At 65.0% G+C, this 22,728-nt stretch carries 23 protein-coding genes, 1 tRNA gene and 2 pseudogenes; 15 read left to right on the top strand and 11 right to left on the bottom strand.

Features of this window, described 5'->3' with window-relative positions:
- Positions 1-223 precede the first annotated feature (223 nt).
- The 6 genes from G6N55_RS22310 to G6N55_RS22285 all read left to right on the top strand — a co-directional run bounded on the left by G6N55_RS22310 (position 224) and on the right by G6N55_RS22285 (position 5,431).
- Positions 224-1,015: an SDR family oxidoreductase gene (locus tag G6N55_RS22310; RefSeq protein ID WP_085219876.1), complete on the top strand. Its 792-nt coding sequence runs from the start codon at positions 224-226 to the stop codon at positions 1,013-1,015.
- A gap of 26 nt (positions 1,016-1,041) precedes the next feature.
- On the top strand, positions 1,042-2,118 hold the full coding sequence (locus tag G6N55_RS22305) for an NAD(P)H-dependent amine dehydrogenase family protein (protein WP_085219877.1): 1,077 nt from the start codon (positions 1,042-1,044) through the stop codon (positions 2,116-2,118).
- A gap of 78 nt (positions 2,119-2,196) precedes the next feature.
- Positions 2,197-2,910: an SDR family oxidoreductase gene (locus G6N55_RS22300; protein ID WP_085219878.1), complete on the top strand. Its 714-nt coding sequence runs from the start codon at positions 2,197-2,199 to the stop codon at positions 2,908-2,910.
- 87 nt (positions 2,911-2,997) lie between these two features.
- Positions 2,998-4,227 (top strand): Nramp family divalent metal transporter, encoded by a 1,230-nt coding sequence (locus G6N55_RS22295; RefSeq protein WP_085219879.1) that lies wholly within the window; start codon positions 2,998-3,000, stop codon positions 4,225-4,227.
- A 60-nt stretch (positions 4,228-4,287) separates the two neighbouring features.
- Entirely contained in the window at positions 4,288-4,632 is a 345-nt protein-coding gene (locus G6N55_RS22290) for an MmpS family transport accessory protein (protein ID WP_163667455.1), read from the top strand.
- Between the two features lie 478 nt (positions 4,633-5,110).
- Positions 5,111-5,431, top strand: a complete 321-nt coding sequence (locus tag G6N55_RS22285) for a DUF732 domain-containing protein (protein ID WP_085219882.1) — start codon at positions 5,111-5,113, stop codon at positions 5,429-5,431.
- A gap of 7 nt (positions 5,432-5,438) precedes the next feature.
- Here G6N55_RS22285 and G6N55_RS22280 read toward each other — a convergent pair whose 3' ends face one another.
- Positions 5,439-5,819, bottom strand: coding sequence for a hypothetical protein (locus tag G6N55_RS22280; protein WP_085219883.1), 381 nt, complete (start codon positions 5,817-5,819; stop codon positions 5,439-5,441).
- A gap of 125 nt (positions 5,820-5,944) precedes the next feature.
- Here G6N55_RS22280 and G6N55_RS22275 point away from each other — a divergent pair, with 125 nt between their 5' ends.
- From G6N55_RS22275 to G6N55_RS29960, 4 genes are all read left to right on the top strand, one after another.
- Complete coding sequence (locus tag G6N55_RS22275) at positions 5,945-7,009, top strand: poly-gamma-glutamate hydrolase family protein (protein ID WP_085219884.1); 1,065 nt, start codon at positions 5,945-5,947, stop codon at positions 7,007-7,009.
- Positions 7,010-7,034: 25 nt separating this feature from the next.
- A complete protein-coding gene (locus G6N55_RS22270; protein ID WP_085219885.1) occupies positions 7,035-7,859 on the top strand; it encodes an LLM class F420-dependent oxidoreductase in 825 nt (274 codons plus the stop codon).
- Positions 7,860-7,915: 56 nt separating this feature from the next.
- Positions 7,916-7,988 (top strand) — tRNA-Arg (locus G6N55_RS22265).
- Between the two features lie 171 nt (positions 7,989-8,159).
- Positions 8,160-8,360 carry a hypothetical protein gene (locus tag G6N55_RS29960; RefSeq protein WP_232078818.1) on the top strand — a complete coding sequence of 67 codons (201 nt, stop codon included), beginning with the start codon at positions 8,160-8,162 and terminating at the stop codon, positions 8,358-8,360.
- A gap of 51 nt (positions 8,361-8,411) precedes the next feature.
- Here the strand turns inward: G6N55_RS29960 and G6N55_RS29955 are convergent.
- From G6N55_RS29955 to G6N55_RS22245, 5 genes and pseudogenes are all read right to left on the bottom strand, one after another.
- Positions 8,412-8,564, bottom strand: a pseudogene (locus G6N55_RS29955) (hypothetical protein); the annotation flags it as partial.
- Positions 8,564-9,220: pseudogene (locus tag G6N55_RS29950) on the bottom strand (DDE-type integrase/transposase/recombinase); the annotation flags it as partial. The pseudogenes G6N55_RS29950 and G6N55_RS29955, both read right to left, overlap by 1 nt.
- A gap of 45 nt (positions 9,221-9,265) precedes the next feature.
- Positions 9,266-9,808: a helix-turn-helix domain-containing protein gene (locus G6N55_RS22255; protein ID WP_197747366.1), complete on the bottom strand. Its 543-nt coding sequence runs from the start codon at positions 9,806-9,808 to the stop codon at positions 9,266-9,268.
- Between the two features lie 133 nt (positions 9,809-9,941).
- A complete protein-coding gene (locus tag G6N55_RS22250) occupies positions 9,942-10,970 on the bottom strand; it encodes a fused (3R)-hydroxyacyl-ACP dehydratase subunits HadA/HadB (protein WP_085221933.1) in 1,029 nt (342 codons plus the stop codon).
- Between the two features lie 258 nt (positions 10,971-11,228).
- Positions 11,229-11,867: a TIGR03086 family metal-binding protein gene (locus tag G6N55_RS22245; protein ID WP_085221932.1), complete on the bottom strand. Its 639-nt coding sequence runs from the start codon at positions 11,865-11,867 to the stop codon at positions 11,229-11,231.
- Positions 11,868-11,960: 93 nt separating this feature from the next.
- Between G6N55_RS22245 and G6N55_RS22240 the strand changes: the two genes are divergently transcribed.
- Together G6N55_RS22240 and G6N55_RS22235 are read left to right on the top strand one after the other, a co-directional pair.
- Positions 11,961-12,356, top strand: coding sequence for a MarR family winged helix-turn-helix transcriptional regulator (locus G6N55_RS22240; protein ID WP_085221931.1), 396 nt, complete (start codon positions 11,961-11,963; stop codon positions 12,354-12,356).
- Positions 12,357-12,542: 186 nt separating this feature from the next.
- Positions 12,543-13,589, top strand: coding sequence for an AraC family transcriptional regulator (locus tag G6N55_RS22235; RefSeq protein WP_085221930.1), 1,047 nt, complete (start codon positions 12,543-12,545; stop codon positions 13,587-13,589).
- Between the two features lie 5 nt (positions 13,590-13,594).
- On the opposite strand, the gene G6N55_RS22230 is transcribed toward G6N55_RS22235, so the two are convergent.
- From G6N55_RS22230 to G6N55_RS22220, 3 genes are all read right to left on the bottom strand, one after another.
- Complete coding sequence (locus tag G6N55_RS22230; protein ID WP_085221929.1) at positions 13,595-13,978, bottom strand: group I truncated hemoglobin; 384 nt, start codon at positions 13,976-13,978, stop codon at positions 13,595-13,597.
- 193 nt (positions 13,979-14,171) lie between these two features.
- Positions 14,172-14,948, bottom strand: a complete 777-nt coding sequence (locus G6N55_RS22225) for a GGDEF domain-containing protein (RefSeq protein WP_232078817.1) — start codon at positions 14,946-14,948, stop codon at positions 14,172-14,174.
- 379 nt (positions 14,949-15,327) lie between these two features.
- Complete coding sequence (locus tag G6N55_RS22220; RefSeq protein WP_085221927.1) at positions 15,328-15,699, bottom strand: hypothetical protein; 372 nt, start codon at positions 15,697-15,699, stop codon at positions 15,328-15,330.
- A 598-nt stretch (positions 15,700-16,297) separates the two neighbouring features.
- On the opposite strand from G6N55_RS22220, the gene G6N55_RS22215 reads away from it, so the two are divergent.
- Both G6N55_RS22215 and G6N55_RS22210 read left to right on the top strand, forming a co-directional pair.
- A complete protein-coding gene (locus tag G6N55_RS22215; protein WP_085221939.1) occupies positions 16,298-17,521 on the top strand; it encodes a sensor histidine kinase in 1,224 nt (407 codons plus the stop codon).
- The gene (locus G6N55_RS22210) at positions 17,518-18,186 is read left to right on the top strand and encodes a response regulator (protein WP_085221926.1); all 669 of its coding nucleotides are present in this window, start codon (positions 17,518-17,520) and stop codon (positions 18,184-18,186) included. Before G6N55_RS22215 ends, G6N55_RS22210 begins: the two co-directional genes overlap by 4 nt.
- 8 nt (positions 18,187-18,194) lie before the next feature.
- On the opposite strand, the gene G6N55_RS22205 is transcribed toward G6N55_RS22210, so the two are convergent.
- Positions 18,195-19,691, bottom strand: a complete 1,497-nt coding sequence (locus tag G6N55_RS22205; RefSeq protein ID WP_085221925.1) for a potassium/proton antiporter — start codon at positions 19,689-19,691, stop codon at positions 18,195-18,197.
- A 184-nt stretch (positions 19,692-19,875) separates the two neighbouring features.
- Between G6N55_RS22205 and G6N55_RS22200 the strand changes: the two genes are divergently transcribed.
- On the top strand, positions 19,876-20,574 hold the full coding sequence (locus G6N55_RS22200) for a potassium channel family protein (protein WP_085221938.1): 699 nt from the start codon (positions 19,876-19,878) through the stop codon (positions 20,572-20,574).
- A gap of 19 nt (positions 20,575-20,593) precedes the next feature.
- Here G6N55_RS22200 and G6N55_RS22195 read toward each other — a convergent pair whose 3' ends face one another.
- Complete coding sequence (locus tag G6N55_RS22195) at positions 20,594-22,108, bottom strand: DUF4185 domain-containing protein (RefSeq protein ID WP_085221924.1); 1,515 nt, start codon at positions 22,106-22,108, stop codon at positions 20,594-20,596.
- Positions 22,109-22,728 lie beyond the last annotated feature (620 nt).

The raw sequence follows: 22,728 nt of genomic DNA, 5'->3' as shown, positions 1-22,728 counted from the left end.
TACGAACGAGACGATGTTGGGCGAATTCGCCAGCCATCGTCGCAGGCCATCACGAGCGGTTGCAATCGCCGTCGCGATTCGGCAGCCGTGACCGCGATGCGGGATGCGGACACCACGTCGCCACTACCGTATGCCAAACTAGAACCTGTTCCAGAAATGCCGCGATCCGAGACGGTCAGTCTTGCTTCCGTTTCGGCCGACAACTCAACGAAGAGAGGCCGTAATGATCCTTGACAGGTTCCGTCTCGACGATAAAGTCGCCGTCATCACTGGTGGCGGCCGTGGTCTCGGGGCGGCCATAGCGGTGGCGTTCGCCGAAGCCGGCGCCGACGTCCTCATCGCCTCGCGCACGGAATCCCAACTAGAGGCCGTCGCCGAAGAGGTCCGCGCCGCGGGTCGCAAAGCCCACATCGTCGCTGCCGACCTGGCCCATCCCGAGGCCACCGCGAAGCTGGCCGAGCAGGCTGTCGAAGCCTTCGGGAAACTAGACATCGTCGTCAACAACGTCGGCGGGACCATGCCCAACACGTTGCTCACCACCTCGACGAAAGACCTCAAGGACGCATTCACCTTCAACGTCGCCACCGCCCACGCACTCACCATCGCGGCGGTGCCGCTGATGCTCGAGCACTCCGGCGGCGGCAGCATCATCAACATCACCTCGACGATGGGCCGACTGGCCGGGCGCGGCTTCGCCGCCTACGCCACCGCCAAAGCCGCGCTGGCTCACTACACGCGCTCGTCCGCACTGGACCTGTGCCCGCGCATCCGGGTCAACGCGATCGCACCCGGCTCGATCCTGACCTCCGCACTCGACGTGGTGGCCTCCAACGACGAATTGCGCGAGCCGATGGAGAAGGTGACGCCAATGCGACGACTCGGCGACCCGGTCGACATCGCCGCTGCGGCAGTCTATTTGGCGTCACCGGCAGGCGAATTCCTGACCGGTAAGACGCTGGAGGTCGACGGCGGCCTCACCTACCCCAACCTCGACATCCCCGTCCCGGACCTGTGATCGCCCGACCCCCCAAGGAGCCAGTCATGCCCATCCCCGTCGTCCAACTGGGCACCGGCAACGTCGGTATCCACGCGCTGAGGGCGCTTATCACCAACCCGGAATTCGAGCTCACCGGCGTCTGGGTGTCATCGGATTCCAAAGCCGGCAAGGACGCCGCAGCGCTTGCCGGACTTGCGGATTCGACCGGCGTGCTGGCCAGCACCGACCTCGACGCTGTCCTTGCCACCGGACCACAGTGCGCGGTGTACAACGCACTGGCCGACAACCGGCTGCCCGAGGCACTCGAGGACTACCGGCGCGTCCTGGCAGCCGGGATCAACATCGTCGGCAGCGGCCCGGTCTTTTTGCAGTACCCGTGGGAAGTGATCCCCGAGGAGCTCATCAAGCCGCTGGAAGATGCTGCCCGCGAAGGAAATTCGAGTCTCTACGTCAACGGTATCGACCCGGGCTTCGCCAACGACCTCCTTCCCCTGGCGCTGGCCGGCACCTGTCAGAGCATCCAGCAGATTCGGTGCATGGAGATCGTCGACTACGCGACCTACGACAGCGCCGCGGTCATGTTCGACGTCATGGGCTTCGGCAAGCCGATGGACGAGCTCCCGATGCTGCTGCAGCCCGGTGTGCTCAGCCTGGCGTGGGGATCGGTGATCCGGCAGATAGCGGCGGGTCTGGGGATCACGCTCGACTCCGTCACTCAGGAATACGTCCGGATCCCGGCGCCCGAGGACTTCGAGATCGCATCGGGTCACATCGCCAAGGGCACCGCAGCGGCGCTGCGCTTCGAGGTGTTCGGCATGGTCAACGGCAAGCCCGTCGTCGTCCTGGAACACGTCACCCGGTTGCGCGAAGACCTGTGCCCCGAGTGGCCGCAACCCGCCCAGGAGGGCGGTTCGTACCGCATCGAGATCACCGGCGAACCGTCCTACGCGATGGACGTCTGCCTGAGCAGCCCCAACGGCGACCACAACCACGCGGGGCTGGTGGCCACCGCGATGCGGGTGGTCAACGCGATCCCCGCGGTGGTGGCCGCCGCACCGGGAATCGTGACGACCCTCGACCTGCCGCTGGTCACCGGCAAGGGGCTCTACCTGCCCGGGTGATCGAACGCACGGCATTAAACCCAGGCGTTTCGGCGTTGCCCTAATCGGTCGCATCCGCGGGCGCGAAAGGGGCAGGCGATGTCGAAGCGGCGAGTGCTGGTCACCGGGGCGTCAAAGGGAATCGGTCGCGCGGTCGTGGACCGCCTGGCCGCCGACGGCTACCAGCCGATCGGGCTGGCCCGCAGCGCACCACCGGACTTCCCGGGCCAGTTCGTCCAGGTGGACCTGGGCGACCGGGCCGCGACCGCGGCCGCCCTCGACGCGATCGTCGCCGAGGGCCCGGTCGACGCCGTGGTCAACAACGTCGGCCTGGCCCGGTTCGGCCACATCGGGTCGATCGACCTGGACGACTTGGCCCTGACCTACGACATGAATGTGCGCACCGCGGTGCAGGTGGTCCAGGCCGTGCTGCCCGGCATGGTCGAGGCGGGCTGGGGCCGCATCGTCAACGTCAGCAGCCTGACGACGACCGGCGTCGACGAGCGCACTCCGTATGCCGCCGCGAAGGGCGCTCTGGAGACCGCGACCCGCATCTGGGCCCGCGAACTCGCGCCGTCGGGCATCACCGTGAATGCGGTGGCCCCAGGACCTATAGAGACCGAGATGTACCGGGAGCGCAGCCCCGTCGGGTCGGCGCGCGAAGCCCGTGTTCTCAAGGACATCCCGTTGCAGCGCGTCGGCACCCCCACCGAAATCGCCCACGTCATCTGCATGCTGCTGCACGAGGACGCCGGCTACATCACCGGCCAGATCGTCCGGGTCGACGGCGGCGGGAGCATCGGCGCCACCTAGTCCGGCAGGCCGCGCTTCGGCGGTCGGCGTTTATCGGCTACCCTCACTTTTTTATTCGGTACCACGTACACAACGAAGGTCGGTCAGTTGGCGCAGGACACCAGGGCCTCGTTCAAGACAAGCTGGTATCTGCTGGGGCCGGCATTCGTCGCCGCGATTGCCTATGTCGATCCGGGGAACGTCGCCGCCAACGTCAGCTCCGGCACGCAGTTCGGCTACCTGCTGCTGTGGGTGATCGTCGCCGCCAATGTGATGGCCGGCCTGGTGCAGTACCTTTCGGCCAAACTCGGGCTGGTGACCGGGCGCTCGTTGCCTTCGGCGATCGGCAAGGAGATGAGCCGCCCGCTGCGGCTGACCTTCTGGGCGCAGGCTGAAATCGTCGCGATTGCAACCGATGTCGCCGAGGTCATCGGTGGGGCGATCGCCCTGCAGATTCTGTTCGGCCTGCCGTTGCCGCTCGGCGGCGTCATCACCGGCGTGATCTCGTTGCTGCTGCTCACTATCAAGGACCGTCGCGGCCAGATCATTTTCGAGCGCGTCATCACGGGCTTGCTGCTGATCATCGCGGTCGGCTTCGCGGCCAGTTTCTTCGTCGCCACGCCCCCGTCCGACTCGGTGCTCGGCGGATTGGTGCCGCGATTCCACGGTGCCGAAAGCGTGCTGCTGGCCGCCGCCATCCTGGGCGCCACCGTGATGCCGCACGCGGTGTACATGCACTCGGGTCTGGTGCTGGATCGGCATGGGCATCCCGAGCCCGGGCCGGAGCGACGCTGGCTGCTGCGGGTCACTCGCGTCGACGTGGTGCTGGCGATGGCCGTCGCCGGGACCGTGAACGCGGCGATGCTGCTGGTCGCCGCGATCAACCTGCAGGGCCATGCCGACATCGCGTCCATCGACGGCGCCTACACCGCGATCCACAACACGTTGGGCCCGACGATCGCAGTGCTTTTCGCGATCGGGCTGCTCGCGTCCGGTCTCGCGTCGTCGTCGGTGGGCGCCTACGCCGGCGCCATGATCATGCAGGGCCTGCTGCATCGATCGATACCGATGATCGTGCGCCGCCTGGTCACGTTGTGCCCGGCCGTCGTGCTGCTGGCATTCGGTCTCGACCCGACCCGCTCACTGGTGATCTCACAAGTCGTGCTGTCGTTCGGAATTCCATTTGCGGTACTGCCGCTGGTCCGGCTCACCAGCAACCGCAAGCTGATGGGCAGCGACACCAACCACCCGATCACGACGGCTCTCGGCTGGGCGGTCGCGCTGCTGGTGAGCGTGCTGAACGTGGTGCTGATCTATCTGACTTTGAAAGGAAACTAAAAATGGCGCTTGTTGGCTAGCGCCTGAGGCTACGATCAGCCGATGAGAGCACACTTTGCTGTGGCCGCCACGCTGTCGGTGGGGGCTTCGCTGTTGACCTCACCCGGTGCCGGGGCCGCTGTTGGCGATACCGTCGCATACACCGTGACTTCGGACGACCCGCTCCTAAGGGTGGTGTACGACGACCCAACCACGGGCCAGCAGGTGATTCTGACCAATCCGACCGCTCCGTGGTCCTTCACATTCACGGTCAAGAACGCCTCTCAGATGCTTTCGGTGACCGCAAGCACCAAAGGCAAGCCCGCGTCTTGCCAACTCAGCGTCAACGGAACCGTTAAGGACACGCAGACCGGCAAGCTCGACACCGACGGCGTGACCTTGGTCCAGTGTTATTCCATGAGCTAACGCGAGGCAGGACAGCAGGAGATGTCACACGCCCGCTGAACGGAAGTAGCGCTGCACCAAGTCGATTCCAATGAGAAGCTTCTCTGGAATGTATCCAGAGAAAAGGAATCCGAGCATGAAGACGAGAGTATTGATGGCCACGGTCGGCGCAGCGGCAACGCTGGCGGCTGGTGTTATGTGGACCGCACCATCGGCCTCGGCCGGCACCGACTATTGCAATGGCCTCTCGCCCAAGGACGCTCGCGAATGCAACTGCGGATTCGACTTCGCCCCAGGCACTCAGGAACTTCGTGACTGCTTGTATGGGGGTGCGGCAACCCCAACGCCCAAGCCCTAAAGGCGTACTGACAACCGAACCTTCACTTGTTTAGCTGTTCCATGTGCGTTGTCCAAGATTTCTCTATTCTTCATATTTGCGCCGCTTTGGGCTCGCACACTTACGCGACCGCGGACGCGGAGAAAGAAGGAACAGCATCAAATGCCTTCACCTCGCTGGCTGGGCAGACTTTCCGCACCGCTGATCGTTGGCGCCGCCCTGGTGTCCACCGCTTCGGTTGCGGCGGCGGACGCCGTCGACGCCTCGTTCCTGGCCCAGATGCGTGCCCTCGGATTCACCTGGCCGCCGAATGAGGACGGCGACATCCTCTTTATGGCACACCACATCTGTGCCGATCGGTGGAACGGCTGGTCGTCACAACAGATTGCGGACGACGTCCACAACACCTTGGGCCCGCGCGGGATCAACTTCGGCGACGTCACGTCCATGGTGAACCTCGCGGTATCGACGTACTGCCCGTAGGGCGCGATCAGCCGATCTTCGTCCAGATTCCGCAACCGCGCGTGACGAATGCCGTGTCCGTCGGCAATATTCGGACCACCTGCTGACCGTCGCCGACGTTGTTGTCGATCGCGTCGCCCGTGTCCAGGCTCCGCAGCCGTGCCCAATAGCAGGACTCGCCACCGGCGGTGCGATAGGTGCCGGGCGCGACGTCCGTGTTGACCAAGAAAGTCCCGTTGGCGGTCATCGTCGTTTTCGGACCCGGCGGTGGTGGCGGTGCCACGGTCACCGTCACCGTTTGAGTCACCGGCGCCACGGTGGTCGTAACGGTCGCGGCCGGTTGGCTCGGCCCGCCGCACCCCGCGAGCGTGACCGCGACCCCGGCAACCGTAGTGAGCTTTCCCCGCACGCAAGTATCTTCCCGGCAGGCGAAGTCGGACGGGGCGCAGGGGCCGTCATTCGGACATGTTTTACATAGCTATACGAAGCACATAGGCTCACCTGGTGCCGATTGGTCTGACGGTGAGCCGCTGAATGCAGGCGCGCCGGCATCTCTACTTCGCATATGGCTCCAACCTGTGCGTCAGACAGATGGCACGGCGCTGTCCCGAGGCCACCGATCCGCGGCCGGCGGTGCTGTCCGATCACGATTGGCTGATCAATGAGCGCGGCGTGGCGACCGTCGAACCTGTCGCCGGCAACCAGGTGCACGGCGTGCTCTGGCAACTCTCCGACGACGACCTGGCCACCCTGGACAGCGCCGAGGGTGTTCCGGTGCGCTACCGGCGCGACGAGTTGACCGTGCACACCGACGACGGCCCCGCGCCGGCTTGGGTTTACATCGACCACCGGGTGACCCCGGGACCGCCCCGCCCCGGCTACCTGCCGAAGATCATCGACGGCGCCGTCCACCACGGACTTCCGCAACGCTGGATCGACTACTTGCGACGCTGGGATCCCTCGCGCTGGCCACGCCCCGCTTCCGCGAGATCGGCGTCCGAGCCTGGGCCACAATCACTTTCGGAGCTGCTGAGCGCGCCGGGCGTAATCGAGGCCAGCCGGCTGCGGTCCCGGTTCGGCTTCCTGGCCATCCACGGCGGCGGCCTGGAAGAGATGACGGACGTCATCGCCGAGCGCGCCGCGCAGGCCGCCGGCGCATCGGTATACCTGTTGCGCCATCCCGCCCGCTACCCGCATCACCTGCCCTCGGCGCGGTTCGACCCCGCCGAATCACCCAGGCTTGCCGAGTTTCTCGACCATGTCGACGTCGCGGTCTCGTTGCACGGATACGGGCGCATCGGGCGCAGTACGCAACTGCTGGCCGGGGGCCGCAATCGCACCCTGGCCGCGCACCTCGCCAGAAACATTCAGCTGAGCGGCTATCAGGTCGTCACCGACCTCGACGATATTCCGCTCGAGCTACGGGGGTTACATCCTGACAACCCGGTAAACCGGGTACGCGAAGGCGGAACACAACTCGAATTGTCCGTTCGCGTCAGGGGTCTCAGCCCGCGCAGCCCGCTGCCGGGGCCTGATGGCCTATCGCCGGTCACCTCCGCCCTGGTTCGGGGCTTGGCGGCCGCGGCTCGCTCCTGGTAATTGTTCCTAACTCATTTAACGGAGGTTGTTGGTGGCCAAGGATTTTCGATTTGGCATGAGTATGCGGTTCTTCAAGTCGCGCGAGGCACTCCTCGACAAGGCCAAGCGCGCTGAAGACTCCGGCTTCGACATTCTTTGTGTGCCTGACCATTTGGGTGCCGCAGCACCCTTTCCGACCCTGACCGCGGTCGCGATGGTCACCACCACGCTGCGGCTGAGCATGTACGTGCTCAACTCCGCGTTCTACAAGCCGGCCCTGCTCAGCCGGGACATGCAAGGCTTGGACCTGCTCAGCAACGGCCGCCTCGAGATCGGACTCGGTACCGGCTACGTCCGCGAAGAGTTCGAGGCCGCGGAGATCCCCTACCCCAGCGCCGGTGCGCGGGTCGACTACCTCGAGCACATGACGAAGTATCTGAAGGAGCACCACCCGTCGACGCCGCTGATCATCGCGGGCAACGGTGACCGCGTGCTGAGCATCGCGGCCCGCAACGCCGACATCATCGGGTTGACCGGTTCCAAGGTGCGCGACGTCGAGGACCCGTTCGCCGAACGCGTCGACTTCGTGCGCAAGGCCGCCGGCGACCGGTTCGACTCACTCGAACTGAACCTGGCGATCACCGCGATGCCGCGCGACGGCGAGACCGAGCCCGACCTGAAGCTGACCCGCAGCTACGCGCCGGACCTGACCGACGAGGAGATCCTGTCCCAGCCCTCGGTGCTCAGCGGCTCGCCCCGCGAGATCGCCGACACGTTGCTCGCCTACCGGGAGAAGTACGGCGTGTCCTCTGTCACCGTGCAGGACAACAACATCGCCAACTTCTCGAAGGTGATCGCGGAGCTGCGCTGACCACGGTCGCGGGCCAACGGGCCTGAGCCTGCCGTCACGGTAAGCTCAGCCCGTCCGCCCTCGTAGCTCAGGGGATAGAGCACGGCTCTCCTAAAGCCGGTGTCGCAGGTTCGAATCCTGCCGGGGGCACACTGTGGTGTCGCAAGACATCGGAATAGGTCTGAACCTGCGTTAGGTTCGGGCCTTTTTCCGTGTGGGGCCTTTGGGGGCGCCGGTGGGTTGGTAGTCGCTGGTGGGGTCGAGGGTGAAGTCGCGGAGTAGTTCTCCGGTGGCGGCGTTGATGATTTTGATGTTGAGGTCTTGGACCAGGATCAGGACGCGGGTTCGGTAGTGGATGCGGCCGACGCCGATGTGGTGCAGGCGTCCGTTGACGCGCAGGGTGACAGATCCGGCTTGGTCGACGCGGTCGGTGCGTACTCGGTTGTGGGTGTCGATGCGGGTTGCTGGGTCGGCTTTGGGCCGGCTGGTGTAGATGGTGGCTGGGGTGGCGCGGTGGGGTAGGGCGCGGTGGGGGCGGCGGTGGTTGTATTCGTCGATGAAGGCGTCGAGTTGGGTTTGTAGTTGGGTCAGGGTGGTGGGGCGGGGTTGGCCGGTGAGCCAGCGTTTGAGGGTTTGGTGGAATCGTTCGACTTTGCCGCAGGTGGTGGGGTGGTTGGGGTGGAGTTGATTTGGCGCACGCCCAGGCGGTGCAGTTCGGCTTCGTATTGGTTGCGTCCGCCTTTGCCGCCGGCGAATCGGGTGGTGAAGACCATGCCGTTGTCGGTCAGGGTGGAGTGTGGAATGCCATGGCGTGCATAGGTTTTCTTGAATTCGTCGACGACGATGGGGCCGGTGACGCGGCGGTGGGCGGTGACCGATAGTGCGTAGCGGGAGTGGTCGTCGATGAAGCACAGGATTTCGGTGTGGGTGTTATTGGCCAAAGACCAGTGGGTGAAGTCGGCTTGCCAGCGTTCGTTGGGTTGTTCGGCGGCAAAGCGGATGTAGGACGCTTTGGGCCGCTTGTGTGGGCTGGGTTGGACGAGTCCCGCCGCGGCGAGGTGGCGGCTGATGGAGGCCACCGAAACCCGTAGCCGGTGGTGGTGTTCCAGGTGCCAGGCGATGGTGTGCGGCCCGGCGTCGAGCCCTTTGCCGACCAGGGTGCGTCGGATGTCGATGATCAGCTCGATCGTGGTCTGCGCGAGCCGTGTCGGGCTGCTATGGGGCCGTCGCGATCGTGGCTCGAATGCGGCCTCGCCTTCGAGCGTGTAGCGCTTGAGCAGCCGCGATATCCACCCTTGGGAAACCCCGTAATCGCGGGCGACCTGCGACTGCGAACGGCCCTCGACGAGGACGGCGGTGATGACCAGACGAGCCTTCGACACCCGCTGAAACTGGCCGACATACCTATTCCGATGTCTTGAGACACCCTATTCGCATGTCCTGAAACACCACACTGCCGGGGGCACACTGCGCCGGCCGACGCCGGGCCGGGTCGCGGTCTTGAGTGGCTCGACGAATTTGACGTCGATTTGCACCTGGTGACCGGGCAGCTGCTTTTCGTAGCGTTGCCAGCGCTTGTCGAGCCGTTTGTACCGCTGTGAGGCCGGCAGGCGGTTGAGATCCAGGCGTTTGAGGATGCGCCATACCCCGGACGGAGATACCTCGACGTCGTGGTAGCGCTTGAGGTACATCGCGATCTTTGCCGGCCCGAAATGGTAGTTCTGGCGCAGATAAAGGATCTTGCCGACGACGTCGACATGGGTGGCGTTGGGGCTATGGCGCGGTCGCCGGGACAGGTCCCGCAACCCGTCGACGCCCTGTTCCTGGTAACGCCGCAGCCACCGGTAATACACCGTGCGACTGATCCCGTAGTAGCGGCACGTCATCGCGACGTTGCCGGTCACTTCCTCGGCATGCTGGATGATCGCCAACCGGCGACGGACCTCACGTGGCAGCAGCGGATCGCTCATGCAGGTCTCCTACTGATCGGAGACCCGAACTGTCAACAATGTCCGTCAGTTTTAGAGGGGCACCGTGCCGGGAGCACACTGCCGGGTCTCACAGGGGCACACTGCGGGGGGCACACCTATGGCCGTTGCCTGATCAGCGGAACCGGACGTTCAACGTCGCCAGGCCGAAGATCTTGCGGCCAGCCGACTTCGCGCCGACGATGACGACACCGGCGCGGGTCGCCGGGTCCAGCGACTTGATCCGGCCGCTGTATTCGATGTCTGCGCCCTCGGCGGCCGAGACGATCACGGGCTGGGACAGCCGGACCGCGTAGCGGGTAACCGCACCGGGATCACCGGTCCAGGTGGAGCCGTAGGCGGCACCCAGGCCCATCGTGAGCATTCCGTGGGCGATCACGTCGGGCTGTCCCGCCATTTTGGCCAGGTTCTCGTCCCAATGCAGTGGGTTGGCATCGCAGGCCACCCCGGCGTAGTTCACCAGGTCGCCGCGGGACAGCCGGGCGTGGTGCACCGGTAACTCGTCGCCGACCTGCACGTCATCGAAGGACGGCGTCCCAGGGGTGCGGGTCGTGTCGTTGCCGATCCGCACCTCGCCCGCGGGCCGCACCGTCTTCTGGTAGCCCGCATCGGAGTAGTCGATCCCGGCGAGATTGACGTCGTGCATCATCACCTGCTGCGCGGTCCCCCTGATCGCCGGATCGACATCCTCGGAGGTGACACCAACGACGGTGGTGTGCAGCGTGTGCACGCGCTCACCGGCCGTGTCGGTGAAGGTGTTGGTCACGGTGATCAAGTCTCTGCCGGCGAACCGGCGCACCGACGACAGTTCGACGTCGATGTGCAGTTCGTCGCCGGCCACGATCGGTCGATGCTGCTCGAAGACCTCTTCGGTCTGCAGGTACATCTCGTAGCCGATCACCACCGATTCGAACAGGTGCCGATTGGCTGCCATGGCCGGCGCCGACGTGAACGTGAGCGGCGCCACCAGGTCCGTATATCCCAGCTCCGCGGCGGCGGCGACCTTCCAGTGCGCGGGGTGATAGTCCTGCACGGCCCGGGCGAACTCGCGCAGCTTCTCCCGGCCGACCTGGTAGGTGTCGTCGATCCGGTAGTAGTGGCCGACCCGCGATTCGAGTGTCGACGAGTCTGCTGCTGCGGTCATGTTTCCCCACCTGTTCAATTCGGTTGTCCGATGAGGCCAACCAAAGCACAGTAACGTGTTGGCATAGTGGCGATACACACCGAGGCTCTTCGCCGGTTTGTCTCGCTCGAGTTCCGGCCCACCAGTCCGCAGATGCATTGGGAAGCAACCACATTCACCGCAGCACTCCGCGTTACGCATCGTGCCGCGCTGGGCGGTGACTAAATCCCATCTGGCGCAAGGATACTCATCACCTACCTGCGGATCGCGTCGGCCGGATCATCGGCGGGCGGCTGTCGAATATCGCTGCGCCCAGTCCGGCCGACGGCCGAGATGGCGCAGGATGCGGTCGAAGTCGTCGCCGTCCGTCGGCGCGATTGCGGGACCGAACGGCGCACCCTGACCGCTGCGGAATTCCCCGTCGGGGACGGCGAGCACCAGGGGCAGCGCAGCGGCAACGACGTCGGCGGGTAGCTCGTAGGGCTGGCCCCGCGACGCGGCGACGTCCCAGCCGTGGACGACGTAGTCCACGAAATGAAACCCCATCGCCATCGCGCCGGGAACCGTTGCACCCGCGCCGAATTCAGGTAACTCGAAGACCGCCTCGGGCGTGCCGTCGGCGGCGAAGGCATCGATCACGTCGAGCGCGGCATCGGCGTACGCGCGCGCATGATCGGCCCGTACTGCGTCGACGACGGCATCCACATTCCAGTTCGCGAGGTCCGCGCCGGCGCCTCGTGCCGCGGCGGCGAATCCGCGATGTTGGACGGTCATGTGCGCGAGCAGGTCCAGCAGCGTCCAGCCTCCGCAGGGCGTCGGCCTACCGAAGTCGTGCCGGGCTACGGTCTTGACGATGTCGATCGAGTGCAGCACCGCGATGTGATGCAGCGGCCGGATGTCAGATGAATTAGTAAGCATTCGCTTACGATAAGCATACGCATATGGTAATGCAATGCCTATCATGGCGCGGTGGCTCCCAAGCCGCCGGAACGGCGCCCTGATCTGGCCGCGATGCTCGCGCCGCTGCTGCGCGAGTTGGTCGCGGCGGAGGAGCCGGTCCTCGAAGCGCACGGCGTGACGATGTGGGGCTACGTCGTCCTGCTGGCGCTGGACAGATCCTCGATGCGTACCCAGGCCGCGCTGGCCGCGGCCATCGGCGCCGACAAGACCCGGATCATCCGCACCCTCGATGATCTCCAGGACGACGGCTACATCGAACGCCGACCCGACCCGGACGATCGCAGAGTGCGGTTGCTCGCCATCACCGCAGCGGGCCGACGCGTTAAAGACGCAGTGCAGCGCGAGATCCAGCGCGGCGAAGAGCACTGGCTCGGCGAACTCAGTGCCGAGGAGCGGCAAATCTTCCTGCACACCCTCGAGCGGCTGACCCCTCGCGAATGGGGATGATGCGGGGATCGGAAATATCTGCGGACCACAAAGCGCTCGCTATTAGGTAGAACCATCCAACGATGGGTGATTTGCGCACACAATGCGCCGCAGCGCGCCTGTCCAGTAGCCCCCGCCTACCAGACGGGCATACGTGACGGTCATTTAGGCGGACGCAAGTTCGGGAAGAGGCGATTTCGAGCTCCGATGAACACAGGGAATCAATTCAGTGCCAGGGCGCGGCGCCCACATCTGGTGACCAACTACGTCGCCGAGCGCAGTGATACCCGCAACGCAATGGACGATCCGGCCGGCTACTGGGTCGACCATGTTTGTGCAAATCACGGTTCGCTGCACTTCCTCTTTCCCGATACCGCGAAATTCCGGGCCGGCAGCATCGTTCAGCACAACGGAGACCACCGCGTGGTCGATTTCTGGTCAGAGGGCTTGCACTATGCGAAAACGGACGCTGACGTGCGCGCCGACGGAGACCTCGGGAGCATGCTCTTCATCATCCGCAGCGGAGTTCTCGACTTTGAGCAAGACCACCGCCAGGTACAGCTACAACCGGGTCAGGCTCTGCTCCTGAGCAAATCCCGCGCGCTTCAGATCCGCCACGGCTCCTGGGCCCGGGGCTGGACGTTCGATGTCGCCGACGCCCGCCGACCGCTCAACTTGCCGGAAGGTCCGGTCGTGATGGACTTCCGGCGCGGGCTTGGCTCGGTCGTCAGCTCGATGATCTCGACCGTGAGCACGCAGTACGAAACCCTCGACGACTACGAGTTCTCCCGTTCTTGCGCCACCATCAACGACCTGTTGTTCACCTGCATGACCGGTCGCGGCGGAGCTCCCGACACGCTCGGTGCGGTCGAGCAGGCGGTGCGCGAACACGTCGCGCGGTACGCGAGCAATCCCGCCCTCACGCCGACCGGTGTCGCGCACTCGCTGGGCTGGTCGGTCCGGCAAATTCAGCTGGCCCTGCAGCGCGCCGGCACCACGACCGCCGACCTGATCCGCACCACCCGACTGACCCGCGCCGCCGACCTGCTTCGCCAGTCGCCGTCGAACACCTCGATCGACAGCATCGCCATCGCCAGCGGTTTTCGTTCCCGGAGCACCTTTAACACCGTGTTCAAGCAACACTTCGGACTGACCCCGAGCGAGGCGCGGATGCACGTTGTGCCGCAACAGAATTGCGAACACCATATGCGCCTGATGCCGCATCACCCGAAAGATTGCCCCGCCGCGAGCTGACCTGCTCAGCTCAGCGATGCCGCGGTGGTGCCGCCCGATGCGATTTCAGGGGCCAGTGGCGCAATGGCGGAGATGATTTTCCCCATCGTTCGCGGCGGAACCCCGGCCGAATTCAGTGCATTGACCAAGTGCTGCACAACTAAGTCGAAATGATGCATGGCGATTCCGCGCCCTTGATGTACTTGCTTCATCGGGGCGCCGGCATAGGGCTCGGGTCCGCCCAGTGCGGCCGCGAAAAACTCCGCCTGCTTTCCTTTCAGGCGGTTCATATTCGTTCCGGTGAAGAAGGCGCGAAGTTGATCGTCGGCGAGCACGCGATCGTAGAAGTCGTCGACCACGCTCTCGATGGCCTCATATCCGCCGATTTGGGTGTAGATGCTCTGATCCATCCGCCTATGATCTTGGCCCTTCCGAAAACTCGCCACGACACAAACACTTCGACGTGAAAGCCGCTACCTAACAGTCTTCTTCGGCGTGTATATCGGCGTGCTTATCCTTCCCGGCAGGCCGCTCACCTGACGCCGGCGCGGACCGGTCGAGCGCAGGGAAAATCGCCCGGCTCAAGGCCTTTCGGCGAAGCAACTACGAGCCGGACACGGCCTGACGTTCGGCGCGCGACATCAACTCCGGACAGTGCCAGACCCGATCGCCCCCGGCGCGTTTGGCCTCGTACATCGCGGCGTCGGCGTTGCCGATCAAATCGTCGATGACTTCCATGTCGGCTATCGCCGGAAGCTCATCGAGCGCAATGGCGGCAGTCCCGATGCTGGCGGTGATCGGGAACGGGATGTCGGCGATTGCCTGGCGGAGCCGTTCGGTCATGGTCGCGTGCTGCGGCGTGGAGGCGGTGTCGACGACAACGAATTCCTCACCGCCGACACGCGCGATCACCGCCGCGGGCCGACAGTTCTGCTCGAGGGCCGCACCCACGGCGACCAACGCCTGGTCACCGACGGCGTGCCCGTGGGTGTCGTTGATCTGCTTGAAGTTGTCCAGGTCGATCACCGCGGTCACCAGATAGGTGCCCGCGGGCCGGCCGTGCAGCGTCATCAGCTCAGACACCGCGTTGTAGAACGAGCGCCGGTTATGCAGGCCGGTGAGTGAATCGCGATCAGTACTTCGCAGGTCGTTGCGCAGCGTGTGCATCAGCGACAGGATGCCAAAGGGCACACCGACATTGAGTACCGCGACGGTGACCAGCCCGGCGCTGATCAGGGCGACGTCGCCGGTGTCGGCAATGAAGCGGTGCACCAGGATCGACGCGCAAATCGCGGCCACGACGAAGTTGGTGACCACCAGACGAACCGAGTGAAAGTACGCGATGAAGCCGCCGAGAATGGCGAAAACCGTGCATCCCATCAGACCCGTATAGGGGTTCGATAAGCACAAGGACCCGACGCTAATAGCCGCCATTGCCGAAAACGCGAACAGGATCGATTCTCGGCGAGTGGGCCAATGGATCAACCATAGCGTCGCGCCGAGAAGCCCCAGTACCGAGATCGCGACCGATGCCGCCCGCAAAACCGGCTGGGTGGGTCCGGTCGGACTCCACAACATGATCGTCGGCAGCGCCGACTGCGCGGCGATAACAATGAAATTTGATCTCTGCCAAACGCTTTGCAGACCGCGGTTCTTCAGATAGGCACTGAGCAGATCGTAATGATCGGATTGTTTCACCATCGACTGCCCATTCGGGGCCCGCAGGCCGTGACAAATAACGCCGCTATTCTACGAACGTCTAACATAGCTGCCACCCGTTGGGGTAGCCAGTCGGGGGAAATCGGGTGGTGACGCGGTCAAACACGGTGTTCGGCGTTAGCGTTGAATTCATGACCGCTGGACTCCCCAGGAAGGAGAAGACGTCGTTGTCGTCGCGGTCGAGACTGATCCATGCCGTCGGAACGCCTTCGGCGCGCAGTTCGCGCTGCCATTGCATCGCGAGGGTGGTCTTGCCGAATCCGGCCGGCGCGTGGATCAGGGCCAGGCGCTTGCTGCGGTTGGCGCGCAGCAGATCAATCAGGCGGTCGCGGGCGACGAGCCTGCCGAAGTAGGTCGGCGGCTGAATCCTGGTGGCGGCGACGATCCGGTCGGAGCGCTTTTGGGTCTGCATCCAATTCGCCTCCCCTCGACCAGCGCCCTTGTCCCAACTGCCCTCCCTTTGCCAGACCCGGAACTTTCGGATCTGGTGATACGGCAGTAGCAGACGGTGAGCGGCGGGCTCCTACCACGGTCGCAGATCAAGATCGACCCTGAGCACGATGCGTGCCGACAGCGAAAATTCGTAGCGTCGATTCATGACGAAACACGAAGCGCGATCCGATGGCTGACGTCGGCGCAGTGTGGCGGAGTTCGGCACCCGCCGAACGCGCGTTGGTTACCGGTTGGTTCGCCGGGGTTGTCCTCCCCGCAAATTCAGCACAGGTCGGCGTCGGATCATTTCCTTTGCCGCGCAACAGTATTGGCCGTCTACTCGCGGACTTGGTGGCGGGTAGCGTCGAAGCGGTCCGCAGTGCCTTTCGGACCCGAGCGCCGCGCCGTGAACCCAATCGGCGCTATCACCACCCGCAGCGTGAGGCCTTCATCGAGGATGCGGCGATGTCTCGCGAGATGCACAGACTGTGACGAGCTGGAATGTACTACCGGGGTAGGACATTCCAAGCCTGCCCCGGGATGATGTGACCGACGCCCGCGCCCTCTACGATCAGGCCATGCCGGACGCGCTGAAGCTCCGCGTGCAAGCCTGGGCCCGACGCAAAGAGCAGTTGCTGCCCTCCGGCTTCAGCATGACCGTCGTGGCGGGTTTCGACGCGATGATGCTCGTGGTGGGCAGCATCGCGGCCCTACAGCGTCCCGCCTCCGAGTGGCCGATCGTGGTGATCGCGATGGTGATCGCGTTCAGCCCCGAGATCGTGTTCTTCACTTTCGATCTCAGCGGCATCTTGAACAGGCACGAGGGACCCACGCTGTGGGCGGCGTTCATGGCAGGGACCGCGATCCTGCTGTTCGCCACTCCCACGGCGATTACCGGCGATTTCGCTCCGCTGATGCTGACCCTGACCGTCGGCATGGTCAGCGCCCTCACCTCGGCGCGGGGCGGCGCGCTGGCCGCCGCTTCCGCGGCCGCCCTGCTGGTATACGCGGCGGCGATGCACCGCCTGAACACCCCGGCGCTGTATCTGGCCTTCGTCGCAATCGGCTGGCTCGTCGGTTATCTCATGCGCACTCAGCAAGACCTGCTCACCAAGCAGGGCCAGATGCAGGACCAGTTGGCCCGGCACGCCGCGGCCGACGAACGCCGGCGCATCGCGCGGGAAGTGCACGACGTCATCGCACATTCGCTCAGCGTCACCTTGCTGCACCTGACCGGGGCACGCCACGCACTCGAGCACGACGGCGTCGACGAGGAAACCGTTCGCGCCCTGCAACGCGCCGAACACCTGGGGCGACAAGCGATGGCCGACATCCGACGCACCGTCGGATTACTCGATGCCGAAGCCACCGGGCTCACCCCGGAACCCGCGATCACCGATATCCCTTCTCTGGTCGAGGATTTCAGCCGCGCGGGGCTGAACGTCAGTTTCGGAGTCAGCGGATCCATCGATGACGTCTCCGCGGCCGCGGGATTGGCGCTGTACCGGATCGCTCAGGAGTCACTGGCCAACGTGGCCAAGCATGCGCCCGACGCGGCCGCGAGGATCACCCTCACCGTGTCGCGCACCGCGGCGACACTCAACGTCGTCAACGAGCTCCCTGCCGCGGCCGGAGAGCGCACCGTCACCCCCGGGCGCGGGTTGCACGGGATGATGCAGCGCATCGAACTACTAGGCGGCACAATCAATTTCGGTCCCAGCCGGGATGGATGGTCGGTGCATGCCAGCGTCCCCTCGGGTGCGCACGAATCCGACTGGCCGAGCCGAATACAGGCATCGTGACCGGGACCGAACCCGCCGTGACCGCCCTGATCGTCGACGATCAGGAGTTGGTCAGGTCGGGCCTGTCGTTGATCCTGCGCGCCCGGCACGGCATCGTCGTGGTCGGCGAATGTTCGGACGGCGACGAGGTTCCCGACGCCGTGGCGCGCCATCACCCCGATGTCGTGGTCATGGATCTGCGGATGAAACGCGTTGACGGGATCGAGGCGACCCGGCGTCTGACAGAGTCCGGCGGTCCGCCGGTGCTCGCGTTGACAACGTTCAACGACGACGAACTGTTATCCGGTGTATTGCGCGCCGGCGCAGCGGGTTTCGTGCTCAAGGATTCGCCGGCCGAGGAACTCATCCGGGCGGTCCGGGCCGTCGGCAGCGGCAACAGTTACCTCGATCCCGCGGTCACCGCACGGGTATTGGCCGCTTATCGCACCGGCCCTGCACCGTCGCCGATACCCGCCGTCTCGATCGACGAGCTCACTCCGCGCGAGAAGGATGTGCTCACCCTGATCGCCAAGGGACACACCAACGCCGAGATCGCCGACGAGTTATTCATCTCGGGTCTCACGGTTAAGACGCACATCGGCCGCATCTTCACCAAGCTCGGATTGCGAGACCGCGCCGCCGCGATCGTCTTCGCCTACGAACACCGCATCATCGCGCCGTCCTGACGCCTGCCTCATTCGACTTCGCCGTACTCGTCGAACCAATATGCGAGTTTGCCCCGCCGGCTTACGGCGCGAAGCCTGGACTCGGCGGCGGCCCGCGTTTTGCTGGTTGTGACGATCAGCAATTCGTCGCCGGTCTCGATACGCGTGTCGGGAACGGGAACGAAGGTATGCCCGTCACGAATGATCAGCGTGATCACGGCGGGGTCGGGCAGCCGGAGCTCGACGATCGTGACATTGTGCAGCCGCGACGATGCCTGGACGGTCATGGTCAGCAGTTCCGCGTCGAGCATGTCCAGTGGCGCCGCCTCGACTTGGATTTCCCGGGTGGATTCGCGCGAGATCAGGCGCAGCCAGTTAGCCACCGGGCGCAGGCTGGGACCCTGCACCAGGGTGAATACCACGACGAGCACGAACACGATGTTCAGTAGGCGATAGCTGCCGGCAACGCCGGAGACGACCGGAAAGGTCGCCAACACGATGGGGACCGCGCCCCGCAGACCTGCCCACGAGAGGAAGATCTGCTCGCGCCAAGGAACTCGGAACCACACGAGCGAGCAGACGACTGATAGCGGCCGGGCGACGAGCAGCAAGACGAGTCCGACGACGACGGCCGCGACCAGGTCGCCTGCCAGGTCACTGGGGTTCACCAGCAGGCCGAGCAGCACGAATAGTCCGATCTGTGCCAGCCAGCCAACTCCTTCGGCAAAAGACCGGGTCGCTGACCTGTGTGGCAGCCCCGAGTTGGCCAGCACCACAGCGGACAGGTACGCGGCGATGAACCCGCTGGCGTGGGCCTCACCGGCGGCGGCGAAGGCGACGAGCCCCAAACCGAAGGTCGCGATCGGGTACAGCCCGGAGGCCGGCAACGCGATGCGTCGTAGCGCGACGGCACCGAGGTATCCGATGGCCACCCCGGCCGCGACACCGCCCAATAGTTCACCGACAAGGTCGATGACCGCGCCCGCCGGTTCCACCACAAAGGGAGTCACGCTGAACATCAGCACCAGAATCACGCCGGGCGCGTCGTTGAAGCCGGACTCGGCCTCGAGCAGTCCGGCGACTCGCCGAGGCAATGGAAGCACCCGCAGAACCGAGAACACCGCGGCGGCGTCGGTCGACGAAACGATGGCACCGAGCAACAGGGCGAGCTGCCAGTCGATGCCCAGCAGCAGGTGGGCCCAGACGGCGGTAATCAGCGTGCTGATGACCACGCCGACGGTGGCCAACGCGGCTGCGGGCGCCAGCACATTGTGGATGTCGGCGAACCGGGTGGTCAACCCACCTTCGATGAGGATTACGGCCAGCGCGGCGGTGCCGACGTTCCTGGACAATTCCACGTCGTCGAACTGCAGACCGAGTGCGTCCTCACCGAGCACGACACCAACCAGCAGGAAGAACAACAGGCTGGGAAACCCGATCCGGCTTGCCACTCGAGTACCGACGATGCTGGCCAGCAGCACGAGGCCGCCGATCAGCAACGCCAAATACAGCTGCTGCAGGCTCATTGCATTCCCGTTCCGACAGGATCCCGGCAGCGGGTGCCGGACGGGCACTCACCCATCAGGGGAGCGCCACCTTGGTGTCCTGTTAGTAAATCAGTACCCGGGCCCGCAGCGCTCGGTGCGGCCGGAAAGTGGCCGGACGCGGGCGCCCACGATGAGCAAAGATGGCTGAGTGGCCACGCGAAAATTGCGAATCGGGATTGCCGGCGCGGGAAAAGTCGGCCGTTCGGTCGCGGGCGAGTTGCTGGACAACGGCCACAAGATTTTGTTGATCGAACGCGAACGGAGCAACTTCGAACCGACCACGGTTCCCGACGCGGATTGGCTGCTTGCCGACGCCTGCGAGCTGACAGCATTACAAGAGGCGGGCCTGCAGACGTGCGATGTCGTGATCGCAGCAACCGGAGACGACAAGTCCAATCTGGTCGTGGGTCTGCTGGCCAAGGTCGAGTTCGGAGTGCCCCGGGTGGTGGCAAGGATCAACGACGTCCGCAACGACTGGCTCTTCACCCAGAGTTGGGGTATCGACGTGGCGGTCTCGACGCCCGACGCCATGGTCGCGGGAATCGAGGGCGCCATCGACGTCGGCCACCTGGTGCGATTGATGGCGCTGCACCAAGGGCGGGCAGCCCTGACGAAACTGACTCTGCCCGAAGGTAATCCACTCGTGGGACAGCAAGTGTCCGAATTGGAATTGCCAGGGGATCACGTGTTGGTCACCCTGGTTCGTGGTGACACCGTGCTGGTTCCCCAGCCCAACGACGTGCTCGAAGCCGGCGACGAGATGTTGTTCGTCAGCAATGACTCGCTGGACCTGCTCAGCAAGGCCGACAAGGACACCCCCCTTTGGGGGGCAATCCGAAAGGCCTGGCGAAAAGACACCTGACGCAACCGCGGCGCTGCGACTACGGCAGCACAGTGTGCATCAACATCACGTCGTAGGCAGACCACAGCGACAGGTTGAAGTACAGGTCCCGACCCGACGACCAGGGGTGGATCATCGGCGCATAGATGCCACCGGGCATCTGGAACGACGTCACCAGCGGTTGCTCACCGCTCCACGGCCCCTGCGGTGTCGGCGCGGTCCGCGCCACCACGTCGTTGCTGCCGCCGTTGGTGTACAGCACCAGGTACTGCTTCAGGTAGCTGTTGTACTGGGCCGACATCTCGCCGACCGGGCCGGGCCAAAGCGGTGTCGCCGCAGCCGGATTGGCCGGGACCCAATGTCCACCGTTGTCGCCGTTCCAGTATTGGTACTTGGACAGGTCGGGCAGCTGACTCGGGGGAACCCGCGACAGGTACGCCGCACCGCCGCGTCCCGAGGGGGTGCCGAAGTTGTAGATGTAGCCGTCCTGACCCTTCATGAACGCACCCATTTGGAAGTTCTCGTTGCCCGGGGTGAACCCGGCGCCCGGCACGGTGTCGGGTGCGGACGTCCGGATGGAGCCCGGGAAGATCCCCCAGTTCTGCCCGTTGTCGTTGGACCTCGCGATGGCCGAATAGTTCGTCGACCATTCGCCGTCGCGGCCCCATTGCCGAATCGACATGTAGCTCATGTATTGCGTGCGGCCGAGCGACATGGCCGACGTCGGAATGATTCCCGTTTCGTGGCTCGCCTTGTGGATGGTGTTGACGACCTGCTTGGACAGGCCGTTGGTCCACACCGGGGAGCCCGAGTAATTGTTGTTGGGCACGCCGTCTGCGATGTGGATGCCCTGCGACAGATCATGGTCGTTGCTGCGGAACAGCACGTTGTACCGCCATTGCTGGCCGCGGACCTTGCAATAGCCGAAGGTGTCACCGAAGGCCATCAGCGCCTGGCGGTTGGTGGGATCGCCGTTGTCCCAGATGATTCCGAGGTCCGTTCCGGAAATGCCGAAGCGTTGCAGGGTTTTGTTCGGGCCGTTCGGTCCGGTCACCCAGTCGACCAGTGACGTCGGCGCTCCGGCGATCTGGGCGGGCGGCGCGGCGGCGTCGGGCGCCGGCTGCGGTGCTGCGGCCGGTGGGGCCGGGGGGGCCGCGTTGGGCCGCAACGGCGTGGCATTCGGGGACTGCGGCAGCCCCGGTACGGGCGGGTTCGGCGCCGGCGGCGGCACGACTCCCGCCTGCGGAACCATCGGAGCCGAGTACCGCTGGCCGGCGCCGGTGGGCGGTTTGATCAACGAGGCGATCAGCGGACCCAACTTGGGCAGCGGCGCCGAGTCATTCGCGTGCGAGGGCCGGCGCCCGGTCGGCGGTTGGACGACCGGCTGAGGCGCCGGCATCGCCGGCTGCGCGACAGGTGGTTCGATGTTGGCCTCGGGCGCACCGCATGGCGTGGCGTTTGCTGACGGCGCCGGGCCTGCCGCAACGATGTATGCGATAGCGGCCACCGGCACCAGCGCTAGCGACGTAGTCCGAAGAATCCCCGACAAAGTCATACCTTTCCAGGAGCGAGACGCCACATTGACGTACGCAGTTGGCTCATGTGACGATAGTGATTTAAGGGGCTAATGTGACCAGTGATCAGCTAATAGGTACACATCCGTGACCGGGTCGAAATCCTGGTTTCAAGCTATTTCCAGCTGGATTTGCTAGAAGCACTGCACGACGCCCGTTCGCGTCTTCCGGGGCAGCCGCCGCGCCAACGCACTTCGAAGCACTCGTGAACAGTGCGTGGAATGCGCCTTGTCCCGTTGTTCGCGCTGCTCCCGGTGTTGACATCGGTCCATGTCCGTCCGTATAGCGGATTCTTGTGAGCCGACTTGCGGCACGGTCGCCGCGGCGCTACGGATTTTCGGCCACGGCTCGGCGGGCATCGGACCGCGACACCCACCACCTCCGCCGACTCGACGACCACCACAACGACGACAACCACGACGGAGCCGGCTCCGCTGCCGTCGTCGGGGCCCCCACTGCCGCCGTCCGCGCCTTCGGTGCCGTCATCGGCGCCCAGGTCCCGCTGCCTCCCTCCGGCCCCCGGCTTTACCGCCGCGGCGGTAACTCGCCGCACCGAAACCCGCTGGGACACCAGGAATCCTGCGGCGCGGGCGCAAATACC

Source organism: Mycobacterium florentinum, assembly GCF_010730355.1.
In the GTDB taxonomy this organism is placed as follows: Bacteria; Actinomycetota; Actinomycetes; order Mycobacteriales; family Mycobacteriaceae; genus Mycobacterium; species Mycobacterium florentinum.
The sequence above is the reverse complement of the archived record's forward strand: the minus strand, read 5'-3'. Positions and strand labels throughout refer to the sequence as shown.

Excerpts from the sequence above, each read along its gene's own strand:
- G6N55_RS22195 (WP_085221924.1), bottom strand. The coding sequence starts at position 22,108 with ATGACTTTGTCGGGGATTCTTCGGACTACGTCGCTAGCGCTGGTGCCG.
- G6N55_RS22250 (WP_085221933.1), bottom strand. The coding sequence starts at position 10,970 with ATGACCGCAGCAGCAGACTCGTCGACACTCGAATCGCGGGTCGGCCAC.
- G6N55_RS22255 (WP_197747366.1), bottom strand. The coding sequence starts at position 9,808 with ATGAGCGATCCGCTGCTGCCACGTGAGGTCCGTCGCCGGTTGGCGATC.
- G6N55_RS22225 (WP_232078817.1), bottom strand. The coding sequence starts at position 14,948 with ATGGGATGCACGGTTTTCGCCATTCTCGGCGGCTTCATCGCGTACTTT.
- G6N55_RS22305 (WP_085219877.1), top strand. The coding sequence starts at position 1,042 with ATGCCCATCCCCGTCGTCCAACTGGGCACCGGCAACGTCGGTATCCAC.
- G6N55_RS22230 (WP_085221929.1), bottom strand. The coding sequence starts at position 13,978 with ATGGATCAGAGCATCTACACCCAAATCGGCGGATATGAGGCCATCGAG.
- G6N55_RS22215 (WP_085221939.1), top strand. The coding sequence starts at position 16,298 with ATGCCGGACGCGCTGAAGCTCCGCGTGCAAGCCTGGGCCCGACGCAAA.
- G6N55_RS22285 (WP_085219882.1), top strand. The coding sequence starts at position 5,111 with ATGCCTTCACCTCGCTGGCTGGGCAGACTTTCCGCACCGCTGATCGTT.
- G6N55_RS22310 (WP_085219876.1), top strand. The coding sequence starts at position 224 with ATGATCCTTGACAGGTTCCGTCTCGACGATAAAGTCGCCGTCATCACT.
- G6N55_RS22220 (WP_085221927.1), bottom strand. The coding sequence starts at position 15,699 with ATGCAGACCCAAAAGCGCTCCGACCGGATCGTCGCCGCCACCAGGATT.
- G6N55_RS22235 (WP_085221930.1), top strand. The coding sequence starts at position 12,543 with ATGAACACAGGGAATCAATTCAGTGCCAGGGCGCGGCGCCCACATCTG.
- G6N55_RS22245 (WP_085221932.1), bottom strand. The coding sequence starts at position 11,867 with ATGCTTACTAATTCATCTGACATCCGGCCGCTGCATCACATCGCGGTG.
- G6N55_RS22205 (WP_085221925.1), bottom strand. The coding sequence starts at position 19,691 with ATGAGCCTGCAGCAGCTGTATTTGGCGTTGCTGATCGGCGGCCTCGTG.
- G6N55_RS22240 (WP_085221931.1), top strand. The coding sequence starts at position 11,961 with ATGCTCGCGCCGCTGCTGCGCGAGTTGGTCGCGGCGGAGGAGCCGGTC.
- G6N55_RS22275 (WP_085219884.1), top strand. The coding sequence starts at position 5,945 with ATGCAGGCGCGCCGGCATCTCTACTTCGCATATGGCTCCAACCTGTGC.
- G6N55_RS22300 (WP_085219878.1), top strand. The coding sequence starts at position 2,197 with ATGTCGAAGCGGCGAGTGCTGGTCACCGGGGCGTCAAAGGGAATCGGT.